This is a genomic window from Roseibium sp. RP-7 (assembly GCF_053005225.1).
Window position 1 is genome coordinate 2493246 of record NZ_JBRKQA010000001.1, and the last position, 19936, is coordinate 2513181.

Consider the following 19936-nt stretch of genomic DNA (forward strand, 5'->3'; position numbering starts at 1 on the left):
TGCCGCGCCGAAGCGCGGCAGCCCTGCAGGCCGAAGCCTTATTTCTTTTCGTTTGCTGCAATGTCCCAGGCAAACTCGGGGGCTGCGCCCTTGGAGCCGTCCGGCTTCTGTTCGGTGTAGATGTATTTGTACTCACCGAAGTTCAGCGTGACGCTCTCCGTGATGCGATCGTCGGAGCCACTGCCGCCGGTCGAAACGTTGGTCACGATAATGTCCTTCATTTCGAGCTTGATGTATTCCAGCGGGTTATCACCGGCAGCCTTGCGAACAAAGAGAGTGCCTTTGGTGATATGCTTGCCAGTCGACACGTGCTGCAGAAGCACAGGGGTGGATTTGTCGACGAACTTGGTGATGCTCAGATCCTGGAAGTGTGCCTTGCCGGAGCCGGAGCCCGAACCCATGTGGGTGGTGCCGGACTGGGAAGCGCCCCAGGACCAGGAAAGGACGTCAATCTTGTCCTTATGGGTCTTGTCCTGTGCTTCGCCTTTGATACCTTCAAGTTCCAGATAAAAATCGACGGCCATTTTAATAGATCCTCTTGGTTGTTGAGGGCCAGGTAAATGTTCCTGGCTCAAACTCTGCTATTCCTGACAACTACCTCGGACCTCGCGGTCCAAACCCCTAGGCGCTTGCGCACCTTGTTTGTACCTCCGCCCGGGAAAACCGGGCTGCATCCCGTGGGATGCATGCCGGGGGGCGGGTTGCCGCCCCGCCGGCAATTTGTGAAATCAATTACCGTCTTGCGGAATGCGGGACGCCAGGCTCATGCCGATGTCCATGCCTTCCAGCTGATAGTGCGGACGAAGGAAGAACTGGGCCCGGTAATATCCGGGGTTTTCCTCGTCGGGCACGATAGTGACCTTGGCTTCCCGCAGCGGCTTGCGCGCTTTGGTTTCCTCGGTCGAGTTGTCCGGATCACCATCGACGTAGTCCATGATCCAGTCATTCAGCCAACGCTGCAGCTGCGCCGATTCCTTGGTCGAACCGATCTTGTTGCGCACCATCACTTTCAGGTAGTGGGCGAAACGAGTGGTCGCGAACATGTAGGGCAGGCGGGCAGACAGGTTGTCCGATGCCGTTGCATCCTTGCCGTCCGGTCCGGAGAACTGGCGCGGTTTGAAGACGGACTGAGCTCCAAGGAAGGCTGCCTGGTCCGTATTCTTGCGGTGGATCAGCGGGATCAGGCCCAGACGGGAGATCTCGTGTTCGCGCCGGTCGGAAATCGCGATTTCCGCAGGGCACTTCTGGTCCACACCGCCATCGTCGGTTTCAAAGACGTGGGTCGGCAGGTTTTCCACCAGACCACCGCTTTCGACGCCGCGGATGCGCACAGTCCAACCGAATTCCTTGTAGGCACGGTTGACGTTGGTTGCCATGGCATAAGCCGAGCTCATCCAGGCGTAATTCTCGTGGCTGTCTTCGCCGAACTCTTCTTCGAAGGCGAATTCTTCCACCGGGTCGGACTTCGCACCGTAGGGCTGGCGAGCCAGCACGCGGGGCATTGTCAGACCAAGGTAACGGGAGTCCTCGGATTCCCGCAGCGTCCGCCACTGGGCATGGATCTCCGTATCGAAGATCTTGGACAGATCACGCTTGGCCGGCAGCTCCGTCCAGCTGTCCATCTGCATCAGTTGCGGATTGGCCGCCGCCAGGAACGGTGCATGGGCTGCCGAAGCGATCTTTGCCATGCCGCGCAGCACGGTGATGTCCTGCGGGTCGTAGGAGAACTCATAGTCACCCACGAGACAGCCGTAGGGCTGACCACCAAGCTGGCCGAATTCGGCTTCATAGATCTGCTTGAACAGCGGGCTCTGATCCCACTTGGCGCCGCGGTAGCTCTTGAACACGCCTGCAAGTTCTTTCTTGGAGATGTTCAGGAACTGAAGCTTGAGCGATGCGTCGGTTTCAGACTGGTGCACGAGGTAATCGATCCCGCGCCAGGCACTCTCAAGTGTCTGGAACTCCTCGGCGTGAATGATCTCGTTCACCTGAGCCGTCAGTTTTTCGTCCAGCTTCGCGATCATCTCATCGATCGTGTCGTAGACGTCTTCCTTGATAAGCGCCTGATCGGACAGGGCTTCGGCGAGAAAGGTCGACATGGCGTTGTCAACCAGCTGATTGGCCGTATCGTTTTCGTTCTTGATCCGGAAATTCTGTTTCAGGATCGAAGCGAACTCCTCGGGGCTCTTCTCAACCGCAACTTCGCCAGCTGCTGCGCCACTTGCCTGGGCGCTGGTATCGGTGCTGCTCATTTATGCCTCCTCCGTGCCGTCGCCGTCTGCCTGCTTGTCGGCGGACGATGCCTTGTCGGCTTCGATTTTCTGAGCAAGTGCCTGCATCAGGGCCGGGTCCCGGGTCAGCTCCTCAAGCTGGGAGATCGCCTGGACACGTCCGTCCATCATGGTGCGCAATGCAGCCAGGCTGCGGCGTGCATCGAGCAGCTTCTTGAGTGCCGGAACCTGTTCGGCAACGCGTCCCGGGGTGAAGTCGTCCATGCTCTTGAAACGCAGCTGGACGCTCATTTTGGAGTTTTCTTCGCCGGACAGCTTGTCCTTCACGGTGAAGGAGGTGCCAGGTTCAATTGCTTCCATGCGCTTGGAAAAGTTGTCCATGTCGATGTCGAGGAACTTGCGGTCATCGATATCGGCTTTTTCCACGCCAGGGTTGTCGCCGGAAAGATCGGCCATGATGCCCATGACGAATGGCAGTTCCACCTTCTGTTCCGCGTCAAACGGATCTTCATAGAAAATGTGGACCCGCGGAGGTCTGTTGCGCTTGATAAAGCCTTGCCCGCTGTTCGATGCCATTGTACTTGCCTTTCATTTTCATGACCCAGAAGAAAAAGGTCAATTTTAGTCAAATACTAGCGCGTAACTCTTGTTTGCTAATTGCTGTACTTAGGTCGGCGCTGCGTTTCGTTGATATCTATGTACTGCGTTTCTGGGGAACGGGAAGTGATCACGGTCACATGATCGATGGTTTATTTTTTTCTCGAAATATTGAGGACCCGTTGGCCATTGGTGTCAAGTAAGAAGCTGAAAACCCTAGGTAACATAGGGGTTGTAATGGCAGTTGAATCAGTCCTCCTCCGGCCTCAGGAAGAGGTTGAGAAGACCGGTGAATGAACCGGAACTCATATTCTGCGCCTCGTCCAGCAAAAGGGGGATCGGGCTGGTGGGTTCATTGGAAGAATAGTAACCCTTGACCGCCGCAATACCCTTCATTGCGTCACTTCGGCTTTCGATCACCATCACTGCGAAATCGTCAATTTCGCCCAGTTCCCGGTCACCACCGTCGTTCAGGTCGATCAGTCGGTCGTTGGAAAGCTGTAAACCGCTGGCACCCAGAATCAACGCTACGTCGTCGAACCTGCGCGGCATCAGTATTTTCAAGGCATCCAGGTAGGACTTGCCGACGAGGCCGCGAGCCTCACGCACCAGAAACAGCGCCGGATGCGACGGTTCGCGGCTGGCGAAATAGTCTTCGACAGCGTCCAGAATCAGTTTTGCCTGGGCGGCATTCTTGATTTCTGATTGAGACGCCTGCGACGTGTCGGCTGCTGCTGCCTCTGCTGCAGTATCTTCAGACGAAGAGGCTTCCGTCTCTTCAGGGGAGAGGCGTCCGAGCCGCTTGTTCAGTTCGGCATTCATCTCCTTCAGGAGAGTGGACAAGGCCTCATAATTGGGAGGAGCTGCTTTCGCACCGCTCTCCTTGAGCTTTTCGGTGCACAGCTCGGCTATGGTCTGAAGTTCGTCCGGCAGGTCTCCAAGGTCCTTGAGGATCTCGTCGATAGCGTCCTGCTCGAGTTCGCCCGATGTCAGCGCAGCCTCAATCGCACCAAGTGAGATTGTATGCTCATCCGGACGTGCCGTGGCATCGCCGGCCGCAATCTGGATGGCGCGATAGCTGATGGGCCCTGTCCGTCTGGTTTTGAGCAGGGGCGCTGCTTCCAGCGGAAGAACGACCGTGGGCCTGTTGTTGAGGGATTCGAGCGCTCCGATTCGTTCCATGTGGCCGAAGTCGGCATCGCTTGGATGGACGTCGTCCCAATGGTTCTCCAACAGTTTGCGAATGATGCGAATCGAGTTCGCAAACGTATGGACTTGACCGCTCAGCAGACCGAACTGCGCGAGAATGACAAGCAGTCTCAAGTCTCTGGACTGCTTCAGGAAGCCGTCCATCTGCTTGAAGAGGTCGGTAAAGTCGATCTCGGATCGGTCGAATTCGCTGAATCGCTCCGGCAGCAATTCCTCACACGAATCCAGAAGCGCGGCAAAGGCGGGTTCGGTATCGTAGAGGTCCGGCCCGCAGCCAGCACCCGGCGCTACTTCAGTGCCGTAGGTTTCCGGATCGAAATTCATTCGTGCTCCCCAGCCCGGTATGCATTCCGGTGGTATGTCCGGGATCGGTCCCGGTTATTGTTCAGGAGACCCGGACCGGGAAAAGCTCCGGTCCGGCATGTCTGATGTGTGAATTATTACTGCTCGAGTACCAGCTTGCTTTCAACGCGGCGGTTTGCCGGATCGTTGACATCCGCAACCTTCGGCCGGGATTCGCCGTAGGCAACAGTTTTCAGCCGGTCCCGGCTGACGCCGAGGTTGACCAGATACTGCGTAACCGCCTGCGCACGGTCTTCGGAAAGACGCTGGTTGTAGTTGGTCGAGCCAATTCCGTCGGTATGGCCTTCGATCACGAATGTGGCTTTGGCCAGGTCGGGATCATTGATGCCCTTGGCAAACTCACGAAGGTTGGCCTGTGCGGACGTGCTGAGCTTGGCCGAGGCATATTCGAACGAAACCAGCAGGTTGAAGGCAGCGTCGATGGCGTTGGTTTCCGGATCGACCACAAGGGTCTGTTCCGTTTCACCACCTTCGGTCTTTGCGCCGTCCTGGGAGACTGCGACCTGGCCGCCTTCCTCCGGTTTGGCGTTCGGATTACATTCGTCGCGAGTACCGATACATAGAGCTCGCGTTCCGCCAGCCGGCTTCAGTGAACGCGTTTTCAGTTGCTTGAAGTGCTTGCTGACTTCATCGGCCGAATAAGTGGCGTCCTGGGCAAAAGCCGGAGCGGTTCCAAGTGCCGGCAAGGCAACGGCAAGAGAAACGGAAGCAGCCAGGAGAGCGCGGCGAAGGCCGGTCCGAGCGGCATTGTTCCGGTCGAGCGAAAATACAGTAGGGGTCACGATTTCAATCCTCCCTTGTGGAGTGTTCAAAAGCGATGTCGCTTTGGGCTTCGAAATGGATCGTGCCATATGGATAAGAATAATAGTGTGGCGAAAGTCACTAAAGTGCGATTTGATGTCAGTATGTCGTTTTATCGGCAATAAGCAAGAGGAGAGCTGTTGGGGTGACGTCGGTGAGCAGGGTTGGTATTTAAAAGCAGCAGGCGGTGTTTTTTAGCCGCACTTGGGGAAGGGGCAAGTGCCTCCTCCTTCACAAAAGAGTTTGAAGTTCAAAGTATTTGCATCAAGTGTGTTCTTGAGCACACTATTTTTGCCGGAAACGCCTTAGTGTCTGAAACGTGGTAGCCGCCAGGCTGCCTTTTTGCAGAAAACCGCGTTATTTCCGAGGAGATCTTTCGTGGCCGAAGGACAACTTAAACAAGCTAACCGAATGGCCGAGCTGACATCGGTCTTTGGCAAGGATGAGCTTTCCGTTGTCACCATCGAGTGCGACGAGGGGCTCAGCGAAGATTTTGAGATCAGGCTTGAGGTTCTGAGTCAGAAAGAGGATCTGAATTTCGACCAGGCCATAGCGACTTCCATGACGGTGAAGGTTGTCACCAACAATGGTGATACGCGGCATTTCGACGGTCTTCTGACCGATGCGAAATGGATGGGCTATCGCGATTCCTATTACATCTACAAATTGACGCTACGCCCGTGGTTCTGGCTGCTCACCAAGAATTCAAATTGTCGAATTTTCAAGGACATGTCCGCGCCTGACATCATTAAGCAAGTCCTGGGGGAGCATGACTTCGCCGATTTCCAGGATAAGCTGACTGAGGCCTATGATCCGATTCATTACTGCGTCCAGTACAGGGAATCGGATTACGATTTCTGCTGCCGGTTGATGGAAGAATTCGGAATTTCCTATTTCTTCGAGCACAAGGACGGCAAGCACGTCATGATTCTGGCGGACGCCAAATCGTCCTACAGCCCGATCGTGGGTGACAGCTCCATTCCCTACATTGCTCTTGGCGGCGACAGTCAACGGAATACGGAGCATCTTTACCATTGGATTCCGACGCGCAAGTTTCGGACCGGCAAGTTTGCAGTCAATGATTATGATTTCGAGAAACCGAGCGCGCTGCTGGAAGCAGAGCGTGATGCAGGTACTCAATATCGGGCCGGGTCTCTGGAAAATTATGACTATCCGGGAAGGTACACCGAAAAAGACAAGGGCAGCACTTTCAGCAAGATTCGTATGGAAGCCGAACAGGCTGCGGACAAGCGAATTGAAGCAGCCGGCGAAGTGCCGCGGTTCTTTGCAGGAGGGCTGTTCGCGTTAGTCAAACATCCACACAGTCCGCAGAACGCGGAGCACCTGATCGTGCGTGCAAGCCATCGGATCATCACCGAGGCATATCGCTCCGGTGGTGGTGGGGCCCAGGGAGAAGCCTATACCGGGACATATGACGTTCTGCCTGCCAGTATAACGTACCGCACACCGGCCATCACCCGCAAACCGCGAATACCAGGCCCGCAAACGGCAAAAGTCGTGGGGCAAGGCGAAATCGATGTGGACGAATACGGTCAGATCCTGGTCGCCTTTCACTGGGACCGCGACAAGACTGCGTCTCGGCGGGTTCGTGTGGCGCAAGTGTGGTCAGGCAAGAACTGGGGTGGCATCTATATCCCGCGTGTCGGCCAGGAAGTGATTGTTCAGTTCCTGGAAGGCGATCCGGATCAACCAATCATCGTCGGCACAGTCTACAATGCGGAAAACATGCCGCCTTATTCTCTGCCAGGCGAGAAAAACAAAGCCGGCATCAAGTCGGATTCAACGGTAGGCGGCGGCGGTTACAACGAGTTCGTGCTCGATGACACCAAAGGGAATGAGCTTGTTGGGGTTCATGCCCAAAAGGACATGGAGACCGTTATCGAGAATAACGAAATGCTGCATGTCAAAAACTGCCGCGAGACCCAGATCGACGTTGACCGAACGGAATCGGTTGGCCGAAACACGACCGAAGATATCGGCATGAACTGGAAGGTAACTGCCGGAACGAAGATCGAGTTTATCTGCGGCGCCAGCAAAATCACCATGACGCCTGCCTCGATCAAGATCGAGTCGGTGAAAATCGATATCGTGGCTTCGGGCATGCTCAACGCCAAGGGTACAATGACCAATGTGACAGGCAGTGCGTTGCTGAAACTCAAGGGCGGCCTTGTACTGATCAATTGATGCTGCGGTTCTTGAACGAATGCGGCCAAGAGAAAAAAACGGAGTAGAGCAGATGGGATCACGTATCCGCTTTACAAAGGCTAGACAGGTATTTGAAACTTTTCCGGAGTTGTCGGAAACGGTAAGCGAACCGGCCACGGATATCGCACCGGACGCCTATGCTCTGGAATTGCAGAAAAGCGAGGCACCGCTGTCGGCGATTGCCTATTTCGCTCATATCCTGCCGAAACGGGAATCGGTCTGGTGGGGCATGAATTGCGTTGCCGGTCTGGATCAGGCCAAGAACGAGGATGACCGGCAGGTTCTTAAACTCAGCGAGACCTGGGTCCGCGAGGGGGATGAAGATGCCCGTGTTGCGGTTCACGCTGCGGCTGAGGCCGCCAAGAAGGACAGCGCGTCCGTCTGGATCGGTCTTGCTGCAGGCTGGTCTGGTGGATCCCTTTCGCCCAGCCCCGAGCACCGGGTGGACATGCCTGACGACCTGACGGCCAAGGCCGTGAATACAGCTGTGTTGATTGCGCTTGGAACACTTGAGCCTGCCAAACGGGATGAGGCCCTGAAATCTTGCCTGTCTGCCGGGCTGTCCTTCGCCGGAGGTGGGATGATGCCCGCGGTGACTGTCGGCGGCCCTTCGTCAGCCTTTACCTAAGCGCAAAGAGGAAATGTGGGAATGCGCATAACGCTCCAGATTGAAAATGTTGACCGGTTGGAGACCGGCGGTCAGCTGTCCTACAGCTGTGCCGACCGAGGCTTCGACATTGGTCGGCACGAACATCTGGACTGGAGTCTGCCCGATCCCCAGCGGGTGATTTCCGGCAAACATTGCGAAGTGCGCTTTGAAAGCGGGAATTTCGTTCTTTACGACTATTCGACAAACGGCACTTTCCTTAATGGCAGCCAGACCCGCATGGACAAGGCACATGTGCTGCGCTCCGGCGATCGGCTGATGATTGGCGATTACATCATTGTCGTATCGCTGGAAGCCGGATCCGGGCAGCCGGCCATGTCCGCAGCACCAGTCGCTCCAGCTGCTCCGCAGCCTTGGGACGCACCTCAAACCTCGTCTATGTCCGGTGGTGGCTCCTCCTGGCCTACGGGACCAGGACCGGCGGGCGCGGCTCCTGGTCACTACCCAATGGAAAATCAGGGTGGGCCCTGGGCTACACCGGGAGCGGGCATGGAAGGGCGACACGCTCCGCCTTCCTCCAATCCAGGCATAGGCACGCCGGCAGATGATGTCTGGAGCCAGCAAGGACACGGCTGGGGTACGGCGGATCCTTCGCTCTACGATCCGAATGCGCACATCGGCGAACGGGAAGCGCCTCGACCGGCCCAGGCGGACCCGCTGGATCATCTTGCCCAGCAACCGCATCTTCAATCTGCCGGAGCCGCACCCGCAGAGCCGCTTTTTGGATTTCCGGAACCTGTAGCTCAATCTCCGTTTCCGGCGCTGTCTGAAAACCCGGCGCAGGAAAGTGCTGAGCCGCTTTTCCAGATGCCGGATCTTCAACCAGGGGCACCAACCCAGCAACCGGCGGCCGAATCTGCTCCGCCACCTGCTGGAGAGCCCACAGCGTCGCCGTTTCCCGAAGCGCCTGTCTGGAGCGCGCCGGAGGCAAAGGAAACACAGCCGGCAACGGTCCAGGAACCACAGCCTGAACAACCGGCTCCAGTGGAGCAAGCTGCTCCTGCGGCCATGCCTGTTGTTGCCCCGCAAGAACCAGCGAAGGCAGACACAGCGGCGGTTGCAAAGGTCGATATTGAGCCGGCTAATAATCCGGCGACCAATGTTGATTTCATCAAGGCCTTCGCCGAAGGAGCCGGCATCCCGGCTGCAACGCTAGCCGGCCGCGATCCAGAAGAATTTGCCAGGGAAGTCGGGGCCATATTGCAAGGCATCACCGGCGACTTGATGGGTCTTTTGCAGGCACGCAGTCAGGTGAAAGCCATGACCCGGAACGCCAACCGCACGCTGATCATGCGCAGCGGGAACAATGCCCTGAAGTTTTCGCCGACACCGCAAATGGCATTGCAGACGATGCTGGCTCCAGGAGCGGAAGAAAACGGGTATTTGCCGATTTCAAAGGCCATGCAGGCTGCTTTCAAGGACATCCAGAAACATCATGTCTGGACTTATGCAGCCATGCAGAAGGCTGCAGGAAGATTTGAAGAAAAGCTTTCCCCCAAGGCGATCGAAGCAGAAGGCCAGGTCGCCAAGAGTACATTCGGTAACCAGAAGGCCAAGCTATGGGAGCGGATTCAGGAACGCTGGAGTTCCTTGTCCGGTTCGTACGACGATGGCGTGGTCGGGCTTTTCACGCAATACTTTACCGAAGGTTATGAAGAATTGAGCAGTGACGATCCGGAGCAGAGCTCCGGACTGATGAATTAAGACCTTTGCCAGTTTTAAGAGCGCGAAGGCGCGAAAGTGTTAAGGGAGCAGTACCTTTATGTCGTGGTATAGCAAGGTTGCATGGACCGAAGGCTTGTTTCTGCGGCCTCATCATCTCCAGCAGAGCGACCGGTATGCGGAGCATATGCTGGACGAACGGGTCCGTTTTGCCTCTCCCTATCCCTGGGGCTTTTCCGAGCTGGAAATAGATCAGGACGTAGGACAGCAATGCCGGTTCGCGCTTCGCTATGGCCGAGGCATATTCTCCGACGGAACGGTGTTCAACTTCCCGGCCGACGGCACGCCGCCGCCTGCAATCGACGTTCCGGAGGACGCGGCAGGACAAATCGTCTGGCTGGGAATTCCCGAGACGACCGTCAATGCAGTGGAAGTCGCCAATGGCCGCGACGATGCCGCCACGAGATATATTCAGGGTAGGGAGACGATCATCGATTCCACCTCCACCATCCGGCAGGAGGAGGAGATCGATGTTGCGCATCCGCGCCTGCAGTATTCGATCCGCTCGACACCCCATCCCGGTCAGGTCTGCCTGCCGGTCGCCCGTATCACGGAAATCAAGGATCGCATTGTCATAACCGATGGTTCCTTTGCGCCGCCGGTACTTGCCTGTCATGTGCATCCGGTCGTCACCGGCTGGATTGACTCCGTCATTGGCTGGGTGGAGCGCAAACTGAGCGAACTGGCGCGTTACGCCGCCGATACGTCCGCCGGGGGCGGATTGCAGAATTTCGATTATCTGACGTTGCAGCTGCTCAACCGTACTTATCCTTTGCTGATGCACCTGCGCAAATCGGCTTATGTGCATCCGGAGCGGCTGTACATACTGTTCCTGCAGCTGGCGGGGGAGCTTGCAACGTTCGCAACGGAAGAGCGCCGAGCGCGCAACTATCCCGTTTATGACCACGACAAGCTGCATGATATCTTCAAGCCGGTCCTGGCCGACATACAGGCGTTCCTGTCGGCCGGCTACGACCGGCGTGCAATCCGCTTGCCTCTGGAACAGCTGGCGCCGAATGCGTTCAAGTCGACCATTGTCGATCGCAACCTGTTCTCGCAGGCGGGCTTTGTCATCGAAGTGGCTGCCCGCAGGCCTTTGACGGAGATTCAGAACGAGTTTCCAAGGCTCTTCAAGGTTGGCCCCTTCGGTCAGATGCGCCAGATCGTCTACTCCAACCTGCCGGGTATTCCGCTGATTCACATGCCGGTACCACCGGCACAGATCCGGGCTCTCACGGACCGTGTCTACTTCCGGCTGGACAAGACGACCCCGCTTTGGCGCGAATTTAGCCAGGACTCGGCGATCGGGCTGCAATTCTCCGGCAACTGGCCGGATCTGCAGCTTGAGTTCTATGCCGTCCGGGAGGGCCGCTGATGTCGGACAATGACGATCCCTTTGGCGTTTCCAAACGCAAGGGAAAGACAATTGTAATGCCCAATCCGGGCGGGCGATGGAGCGAAGGCCAGCCAGGACAACCCGGGCAGCCGCCTCAGCAACCTGCGCCGCCGCCACAACAGGTTCCCGGTCAGGCGCCTCCTGGACACGCAGCTCCGCCACCGACACACAATCCGCCTTCCGGTGGCTCGGATCCGTGGCAAAGCGGGGGAGGCGGCGGAGGACGTGATCCTTACGCTCCAACGCCAGCCGGGTATGAGTATGGCCAGCAGCAGGCGCCGGATCTCAGAACCCCGCCAGGCGGTTACCAGGCACCGCAAGGCGCTGCGCCACAGCCGGCGGCCGCACCTGCACAAGGTGCCGGTAAACTGGCGCATATGCCGGACATCAACCAGATCCGCGTTGCCAATCGAAATCCGATTTCCCGAGCTGCTGCCCCGTTGCTTCTGCTTTTGGGCCGGCTTCACCTGACAATGACGGACGCCCAGTTCGACCAGTTGATGCGCGATGTCTACAGTGCCATCAAGACGTTCGAGAAAGAATTGCGTAGCGCCGGAATCACGGACGACCAGATCCGTTCGGCCGCCTATGCGCTCTGTGCGACATCAGACGATATCGTTCAGAACCTGCCGTCTGCCGGACGTCACCAATGGACGCAATATTCCATGCTGACCCAGTTCTTCGGTCAGGCAACCGGCGGTGTCGAGTTCTATCAGCTACTGGAGAAGGCAAAGCAGGATCCCGGTCGTAACTACGGTGTTCTGGAGGTCATGCATTCCTGTCTGTCACTCGGCTTTTACGGCAAGTACCGTGCGATCCAGGGTGGCCAGCAGGGCCTTGAGCGCGAACGACGCGACTTGCATGAAATTCTGCGTCGTGTTCGCCCGCGGCCTGGAGACGATCTCTCTCCCCATTGGCGTGGCCTGGAACTCCTGCAAAAGCGGGCGGGGTTCTCGGTACCGATCTGGTCGGTCGCGGCCGTTGCAGGCGCATTGCTTCTTGGGGGCTACGTCACCTTGATGCTTCTTCTGTCGAGCGGAAGCGAAGTCGTCGCTGGACGCGCAAGTGCGCTTTACCCGTCGGGCCCGATTGAACTGGCGCGCGAAGGCTATCAACCCAAACCGCCGCCCGCGCCACCACCACCGGAAGATGCGGCGATCGATACTGTCTCCGCTCAGCTGGCAGGTATCGATGGCCTGGAAATTTCGCAGGCGGGACCGGCAATCATGTTGCGCATGCGCGCGCAGTTCGACGTCGCAGCTGCCACGCTGCGCCCTGAATTCCAGCTTCTTGTCGAGCAGGTCAGCCAGACCCTCGACCAGGTGGAAGGTGAAATTCTGGTCGTCGGCCATACGGACAGCGACCCGATCCGCAATAATCCGCGGTTCCCGACCAACTGGCACCTGTCCGTTGAAAGGGCAAAGGCGGTTGCCGCTGTCATGGAATCAGTCCTCCAGACACCAGGGCGGGTGCAGGTGGAAGGACGTGGCGCCGACGAGCCGATCGCTCCCAATACAAGCAGAGAAGGCAAGGCGCTCAACAGACGTGTGGAAGTCTTCCTGAAACCACCGGCCAAAGGGCTGGTGATCAACAACTGATATCCGGGGCAACCGCAGAACAAGGCTGTATCTATGAAATTCTGGCTCGGAATAACGGCAATCGTCATCGGCATACTCGCCCTGATCGGTCTGATCTGGTTTGGCGGGCCGTTCCTGTCGATCGCCGGTGTGAGGCCCTTCGAACCTCTCTGGGTAAGGTTGTCGCTGGTTGCGCTTGTCCTTCTGACCGTTGGCGGCTGGACCGGCTACCGGATCTACAAGCGCGTCAAGGCCAACCGGGAACTCGAGAGTGAGATCCTGCAGCCCAAGGCAAGTGATGCCGACTTGCAGATCATGTCGGAGCGCATGAAGGACGCTCTGAAGACACTCAAGACGTCCAGCGGAAACGCGCGCACCTATCTTTACGACTTGCCCTGGTACCTGATGATCGGCCCTCCGGGCGCCGGCAAGACCACGGCTTTGATGCACTCCGGTTTGAAGTTTGCCGGTTCGCGCGCAAAGGGAGAGGCCCAGAAGCTGGAGGGCCTCGGCGGAACCCGGTATTGCGACTGGTGGTTTGCTGAAACGGCTGTGCTGATCGATACGGCAGGGCGTTACACAACGCAGGATTCCGACGAAGAGCATGACCGCGAAGCCTGGCACGGGTTCCTCAATATTCTGCGCAAGGCCCGTCCGCGTCAGCCGATCAACGGCGTAATGGTGTCGATCAGTCTTGAAGACCTGATGACGCTGTCTGACGATGAGTTGAAACAGCATTCCGATGCGATCCGCACGCGCTTGATCGAACTTTACAAGACCTTGAAAATCGATTTCCCGGTCTACGTGATCTTCACCAAGGCCGACACGGTTGCGGGCTTCATGGAGTTTTTCGGCTCCTATCCCGAAACCCGTCGCAACCTGGTCTGGGGTGCGACCTTTCAGACCCGCGAAAAAACCAAGAACATGGTGTCGGAAGCGCCCGCCGAGTTTGATCTTCTGGTGGAGCGTCTCAACGAGGAAATGGCGGACCGTCTTCAGGAAGAACCGGATCCGCGCGCCCGGCTGATGCTCTATGGCTTCCCGACACAGGTCGCTGCTCTGAAGGACCGTCTGACCGGTTTCCTCAATGCGATTTTCGAACCGAGCCGGTATTATCCGAATGCAGTTCTGCGCGGTTTCTATTTTACCTCCGGCACCCAAAAAGGCACGGCCATCGACAGGGTCATCGGCTCAATGAGCCAGGCCTTCGGGACAGCCTATCAGGCGGCCGCTCTATCCGGTCAGGGCAAGAGCTACTTCCTGCGTGATCTTCTTTCCAAGGTGATTATCGGAGAAGCCGGCTGGGTAACCCATAACCGGCAGGCCGTCAGAGTTGCGACCGCAACCCGCATTGCGGCTTACGCAGCCATTGCGCTCGTGACCCTGGGCCTCGGCAGCTTGTGGGGGATCAGTTATCTCAACAACAAGGCCTTGATTGACGAAACCGCCAAGGCTGTGGACACGGTGCGCGTAAACGGCGAAACCGTTTTGGCGGAGCGGGTTGTACGTGACGACAATCTGGCGGATACCGCCTACATCCTGTCGATGTTGCGGAGCTTGCCGGCCGGTTACGACAGCCGCGATACGCCAACGCCTGTCATGGAACAGTTCGGCCTCAGTCAGCGCGACCGTCTGGAAGCAGCTGGCGTGACGTCCTACAGAAGTGGTCTTGAAAGGTTGTTGCGACCGCGTTTGCTCTTGAGGATCGAAGAGCAGATGACCGAGGTGCTTGACAATCGCACCGGTCCGGGCGGACAGGACGTCGATACGCTCTACAATCTGGCAAAGCTGTACCGCATGGTGGCGGGGGATGCGCCGGAGATCGACAAGGAGCAGATCAAGAATTCGTTCCGTGCCGACTTCCTGCAAAGCTTCCCTGGACCTCAGGGCGAGATCTTGCGCAACGAGCTCAACAACCACGTTGCCGCGATGCTCGATCTCGATTTCGGTGGCAATGTCCTGACCGATCAGTTGGACGGCATTCTGGTTGCCGAGGTCCAGCGAGAGCTCGGACGTGTCAGCCTCGCTGAGCGTGGGTATGCACTTCTCAAGTCTCGTGCCAAGGGTCTTGCCAGCGAAGACTGGATTGCAGAACAACGTGGCGGCTCCGACATGGAGACCGTTTTCGAAACTGAGAATGGCGACACGTTGGACACGGTCGCGGTCGACAAGTTCTTCACCTATCCGGGCTTCCACCTTTCCGTTCTGCCGAACCTTGCCGGCATTCGTGAAGAACTGGAACGGGACAAGTGGGTGTTTGGAGACGTCGGGGAAGCCGATGCCTTTTCCGATCAATATCAGTCGCTTCCCGGCGAGATCCTAGCGCTTTACACCAAGGATTTCATCGAAGCCTGGGAAGAGGCGCTCGGCAACTTGAAATTCAAGTCGATGCGCAACGACAAGCCGCTTTACACGACGCTTCAGGCCGTCTCGGCACCAACATCACCTGTTGTGCAGCTTCTTGAGAGCATTCGGCGCGAAACCCTGCTCACCCAGGATCTGTCTAGTGAAGGCCTTGCCGGAAACCTGACAGGCGGCAACGCGCAAGATGCCGGCACTGACGCTGCACAGAAGATCTTCCAGCGCTACGTGCTGGATTCGTCCGGTGGATTGAAACGTATCGGCCTTGAAGCCGGACTTCAGGCAATCGCGCCGGGAGGTTTGTCGAATGCGCTTGGAACTGCCGCTGGTGGCGGAGGTCCAACCATCATTCCAGGCAAGGCGATCGAAGATCACTTCCGTCCTTACCATGTACTTGTGGAAGGCGAGAACAGCCGCAAGATCGATGCCTTGCTGCTGAACTTCAAGAACATCCTCGATAACCTTCTGATCGTGGCCAACAACCCGCTGCAGAGCGAAACGGCAAATTCCAACGTGCAAATTCAGGCGTCTCTGCTGAGAAGCAACGCGACGCGTTTCCCGCCGCCTTTCGATAAACTGATTATCCAGGCTGCGAAGGAATTTGACGAGGAGTTCAAGGAAACCTCGATCACTCAGCTGAATGAGAAGCTGAGCACCCAGGTTGTTGGTGAATGCCGCAGGATCGTCGCCCGGAACTACCCGTTTGAAAACGGTCGCTCCGAAGTGCCGATGACGGAATTTGCCAAACTGTTCGCACCGACGGGAATCATGCAGCGGTTTTTCGATGAAAACCTGAAGCCGCTTGTCGATACCTCGACGCGCCCCTGGAACTGGAAGCCTGAGGTTTCTCAGGCGGACCGTCTGTCGAACGCAACGCTTCGGCAGTTCGAACGTGCAGACCTGATCAAGCAGGCCTTCTTCCCGACAGGAAACGCGTTTCCGTCCGTCGGACTTCAGGTGGTTCCGCGCGCCCTGTCTCAGCAGGCTGACGCGGCCAGCCTGGAAGTGAACGGCAATCTCGTACTGGTGACGCGTGGTCCCGGCTTCAATGCGGAAATCGAACCGTTGCCGGCCAACTTTGATTGGCCCAGCAACACGGCTACTCCGCGCGTTGTACTGGTGATTCAGCCTGAAGTGCCTGGCTACAGATCTCGTCGTGAAATCCATGGAGATTGGGCCTTCTATCGCTTCGTTCGCGATAACAGGGTCAGTTCCGGACAGAACAAGTTCGTCGTGCGCGAAACGCTCGGCGGCAGACAGGTTGCCTTCACGGTGACACTGAGAACGAATCCGAACCCGTTCTTCCTGTCTGCAGTCGGCGATTTCAGTTGCCCTACGAGCTTCTAGAATGGGAACCGGTTATTTCGGCAAACTGCCGGCACGAGCGGATTTTGTCATCGGGCAGTGCCCTGCCGGCTTTCTGAAAAGCTGGGAGGCCTTCCTGATGACCGGTCTGGCTCAATCCCGTCTGGATCTGGGTGCGGGGTGGGAGGAAGCCTTCATGACAATGCCGGTGTGGCGATTCTGGCTATTGCACACTTCAGAGGGCGACGAACCTGTTCAGGCCGTCGCCGGTGCTTTCATGCCAAATGTCGACAAGGTCGGCCGGACCTTTCCATTGACACTTGTCTGCGACATCCGACTGGAAAAGCAGAATGGTCGGCCGGAAGAGACCTGGTACGACCGTGCCGAGGTTATTTTGCGCGACACCTTGCAGGAAGATGCCAGCCTGGAAGACTTTCAACAGGCTGTCGCAGGTCTGGAAACGCCACTTGCGGTGGAGGCAAGCGGTAAGAAGGGCAGGGATGCCGAATTATCGACGATGCCAGGAACGGATGTTCTGTCATCCGAATTCTGGTGCCGTGCAGGAGAAGTGGGTTTTGAGTTTTCGTGTGCAGGCCTGCCGGACGCAAGCGCCTTTCGATGGCTGCTGCTCCCGGAAACCTACGCCGGTTCGGAAACTCGACAGGACGTGGCAGGGAATAGTCATGGGCGATTTCATCCGGAGGATCATCGAACATGATCGAACAAATGGAAGCCTCTATGCGTGGCTTTGCGATTGGACTGACCCATGTTGGCCGGGTTCGGCAGCACAATGAGGACACGTTCTACGTTGACGAGGGCAAGGGCGTTTTCGCAGTGATGGACGGAGCGGGAGGCATGCATGACGGTGCGATGGCGTCCAGTCTCGTGCGTGAGGCCCTTGCCAGTATCGCTCAACCGCGCAGCGCGGAAGACCTTCTGGAGCAATTCGAAAGCAGGTTGATTACCGCAAAGGACCGGATCGAACAGGCCGCGGCCAAGGCGAACGGTGCCGCCATGGGCACGACGATTGCCGCGCTTCTGATTTCCGGATCGAACTTTGCGTGCCTTTGGGCAGGCGACAGCCGTGTCTACCGTCTGCGCAATGGTCGTCTTGAACAATTGACGACAGATCATACCGAGGCGCAGGAACTGGTGGACCAGAACGTGCTGACGCCTGAAGAAGCAAGGACGTTCGCCCGCAGGCATGTCATCACCAGGGCGATCGGATCCGGGATCGAGCTTGAACTCGAACTGGTTTCCGGAAATCTGCGTCAGGGCGATCGGTTTCTTCTGTGTTCGGATGGCTTGACCGGACATCTGGACGATAGTGTGATTGGTACTTTCCTGATGAACGGCGCGCCGAAGCCGACGGCACAATGTCTTATCAATGGAGCGCTCGAAGAGGGCGGCTCGGATAACGTGACTGTCGTGATTGTCGATATCGATGCAATGTCTGCGCGCGAAGGAGTTCGCAACTGATGAACGTTGGTGCCCACCTGCTACCAGCCGGAACCCGGCTCAACAATCTCTATGAGATTGAAGAACATATTGCCGATGGCGGTATCGGGACGGTTTACAAGGCAAGGGACGTGGAAAGCGGGGATCCGGTTGCCGTCAAGGTCCTTCTCGCGACCTTCTCGCGCGACCCGATGATCCTGGATCTGTTCAAGCGGGAAGCAAAGATCCTTCGCAAACTCAAACACGACGCACTGACCCAATACTACGTGTTCGCGAAGGAACCTACGCTCGGGATTTATTACCTGGCGATGGAGTTCGTCAGTGGCCCGTCATTGAGCACACGCCTTGAATCAGGCCCGCTGGAACCGGAGGCGGTGGCGCGGTTGATCAAGCGTCTGGCTGAAGCCCTGCAGGCGGTTCACGACCGGGAAGTGATCCACCGAGATCTTTCGCCGGACAACGTCATTCTCCAGAACGGCGATGTCGCGCAGGCCAAAATCATCGATTTCGGTATTTCGCGGGCAAACACGGGCGGGCCGACCATTATCGGTGACGGCTTTGCAGGCAAGGTCAATTATGTTTCGCCAGAACAGGTCGGCATTTTCGATGCCAAGGTGACTGCGCGCAGCGACATTTATTCGCTTGGCCTGGTTATTGCGGAAGCCCTGACCGGCAAACAGATCGACATGGGCGGCACGCAGGTGCAGATCGTCGACAAACGACGGCAGACGCCTCCCTTGGAAGGTATCGACAATCGTTTCCGTCCGTTGCTGGAGGCCATGTTACAGCCCGACCCGGCAAACCGTCCGGCCAGCATGAAGGAAATTGCGGACTGGACGCTAGGTGCTCCGATGGGGCGGCAGGACCAGGACCGCACGATCATTCGGCCATCTTTTGCGCCACCGCCGGAACAATCCGCACTGGATCAACCGCCGCCTCAGGCAAACTGGGGCAAGCGCATTCTGGTCGCCTTGTCGCTGCTCGGTTTCGCCGGTGTCGGTGCCGGGGGTGTCTATTTCCTGGTCGGTCAATCCGTGCCCGAACAGGACCAGAAACCTGTGCTCGTAGCACCGCCACGACCGAATGCGCCGGACGCACCGTCGCAGCAGACGAATGTGACACAACAAACGCAGACGCCAGCGACCCAGCAACCGGCAACGCAGCAACCAGTGTCCCAGCAGCCAACTGAAACGCAAACAACTGCACTTCAGTCGCCTTCAACACAAACGCCGGAAACGCAGGCGGCGACGAATCCAGACAACACCGTGCCGACAATTCCGACCACACCTCCAGAGGAGACCGTCGACACGAAACCGGAACCGACCGAAACCGTTACCCGGCCACCGGTGGCAACCGATCCGCAAGAGACGCCTGAAAACGTGACCCCCGAAGACCGGATCCGGAACTTCGTGAGCAGTTATCAGGCGGGCGATTGCATGTACTTGCAGCCGATAGAGATCGCGAGCCGTTCCGCAGAGATTGAGGGATTTGCTTCCAGGACGCCGCCATTCATCAGTTTCGACAGCGACTTCACCCAGTCTCAGGGGTTTGAAGCGAAGATCCAGGTCAACCTTGTGAGCGATGCGCAATGTCCGGCGATAGCTTTTCTGAGAGGAACACCACAGGGAAACGCCAAGACCGAATTGCGTCTCGACATGCAGCGGACGGTCGTGCCGAACGGTAGCAACATGGCTGGCCGCATTTCCGGTTATGAACCATCAACTGGCGGGCTCGGGCTTATATTCGTCAACAGCAAGGGGGAGACGGTCAATCTGTCCCCATATCTGCAGACGGACGACCGGGGCGCCGGTTTCGTTGTGCCGCTGACCTTGAAAACGTCTACTGAAGAAACCGGCCTGATCATTGCCATGGTGGGCCCGGACATAACCAAGACGCTTTCTGAGCGCCGCGAAAACGATCCGGAAGACTATTTCGAAAAGCTGATGCAGGATGGTCCGGTCTTGCGGGCAACGGCAACCACGGTCAAAGTGGTGCCCTGACCGGGAAGAGACCTGGCGCAGCG

General features: G+C 57.5%; 14 protein-coding genes. 9 read left to right on the forward strand and 5 right to left on the reverse strand.

Features of this window, described 5'->3' with window-relative positions:
• Positions 1-38: 38 nt before the first annotated feature.
• From ACVDG9_RS11215 to ACVDG9_RS11235, 5 genes are all read right to left on the reverse strand, one after another.
• Positions 39-524 (reverse strand): Hcp family type VI secretion system effector, encoded by a 486-nt coding sequence (locus ACVDG9_RS11215; RefSeq protein ID WP_022999368.1) that lies wholly within the window; start codon positions 522-524, stop codon positions 39-41.
• 204 nt (positions 525-728) lie between these two features.
• Entirely contained in the window at positions 729-2252 is a 1524-nt protein-coding gene (gene tssC / locus ACVDG9_RS11220; RefSeq protein ID WP_022999367.1) for a type VI secretion system contractile sheath large subunit, read from the reverse strand.
• Positions 2253-2807: a type VI secretion system contractile sheath small subunit gene (gene tssB / locus ACVDG9_RS11225; RefSeq protein WP_022999366.1), complete on the reverse strand. Its 555-nt coding sequence runs from the start codon at positions 2805-2807 to the stop codon at positions 2253-2255.
• A gap of 270 nt (positions 2808-3077) precedes the next feature.
• Positions 3078-4361 (reverse strand): type VI secretion system protein TssA, encoded by a 1284-nt coding sequence (locus ACVDG9_RS11230; RefSeq protein WP_075282572.1) that lies wholly within the window; start codon positions 4359-4361, stop codon positions 3078-3080.
• 116 nt (positions 4362-4477) lie between these two features.
• Complete coding sequence (locus ACVDG9_RS11235) at positions 4478-5182, reverse strand: OmpA family protein (protein ID WP_447237991.1); 705 nt, start codon at positions 5180-5182, stop codon at positions 4478-4480.
• A 397-nt stretch (positions 5183-5579) separates the two neighbouring features.
• Here ACVDG9_RS11235 and ACVDG9_RS11240 point away from each other — a divergent pair, with 397 nt between their 5' ends.
• From ACVDG9_RS11240 to ACVDG9_RS11280, 9 genes are read left to right on the forward strand one after another with little or no spacing between them, the layout of a single operon-like run.
• A complete protein-coding gene (locus tag ACVDG9_RS11240; RefSeq protein WP_168686946.1) occupies positions 5580-7406 on the forward strand; it encodes a type VI secretion system Vgr family protein in 1827 nt (608 codons plus the stop codon).
• A 52-nt stretch (positions 7407-7458) separates the two neighbouring features.
• Positions 7459-8055: a DUF6931 family protein gene (locus ACVDG9_RS11245; protein ID WP_447237992.1), complete on the forward strand. Its 597-nt coding sequence runs from the start codon at positions 7459-7461 to the stop codon at positions 8053-8055.
• A gap of 21 nt (positions 8056-8076) precedes the next feature.
• The gene (tagH, locus tag ACVDG9_RS11250; protein ID WP_447237993.1) at positions 8077-9798 is read left to right on the forward strand and encodes a type VI secretion system-associated FHA domain protein TagH; all 1722 of its coding nucleotides are present in this window, start codon (positions 8077-8079) and stop codon (positions 9796-9798) included.
• Between the two features lie 58 nt (positions 9799-9856).
• Positions 9857-11191: a type VI secretion system baseplate subunit TssK gene (gene tssK / locus ACVDG9_RS11255; RefSeq protein ID WP_055654006.1), complete on the forward strand. Its 1335-nt coding sequence runs from the start codon at positions 9857-9859 to the stop codon at positions 11189-11191.
• Entirely contained in the window at positions 11191-12810 is a 1620-nt protein-coding gene (gene icmH, locus ACVDG9_RS11260; protein ID WP_447237994.1) for a type IVB secretion system protein IcmH/DotU, read from the forward strand. The genes tssK and icmH overlap by 1 nt, the downstream gene beginning before the upstream one ends.
• Positions 12811-12843: 33 nt before the next feature.
• Positions 12844-16497 (forward strand): type VI secretion system membrane subunit TssM, encoded by a 3654-nt coding sequence (gene tssM / locus ACVDG9_RS11265; protein WP_055654010.1) that lies wholly within the window; start codon positions 12844-12846, stop codon positions 16495-16497.
• A gap of 1 nt (position 16498) precedes the next feature.
• Positions 16499-17173: a type VI secretion system-associated protein TagF gene (tagF, locus tag ACVDG9_RS11270; RefSeq protein WP_447237995.1), complete on the forward strand. Its 675-nt coding sequence runs from the start codon at positions 16499-16501 to the stop codon at positions 17171-17173.
• On the forward strand, positions 17170-17934 hold the full coding sequence (locus ACVDG9_RS11275; RefSeq protein WP_022999356.1) for a PP2C family protein-serine/threonine phosphatase: 765 nt from the start codon (positions 17170-17172) through the stop codon (positions 17932-17934). Before tagF ends, ACVDG9_RS11275 begins: the two co-directional genes overlap by 4 nt.
• Positions 17934-19913: a serine/threonine protein kinase gene (locus ACVDG9_RS11280; RefSeq protein ID WP_447237996.1), complete on the forward strand. Its 1980-nt coding sequence runs from the start codon at positions 17934-17936 to the stop codon at positions 19911-19913. Before ACVDG9_RS11275 ends, ACVDG9_RS11280 begins: the two co-directional genes overlap by 1 nt.
• Positions 19914-19936: the final 23 nt, after the last annotated feature.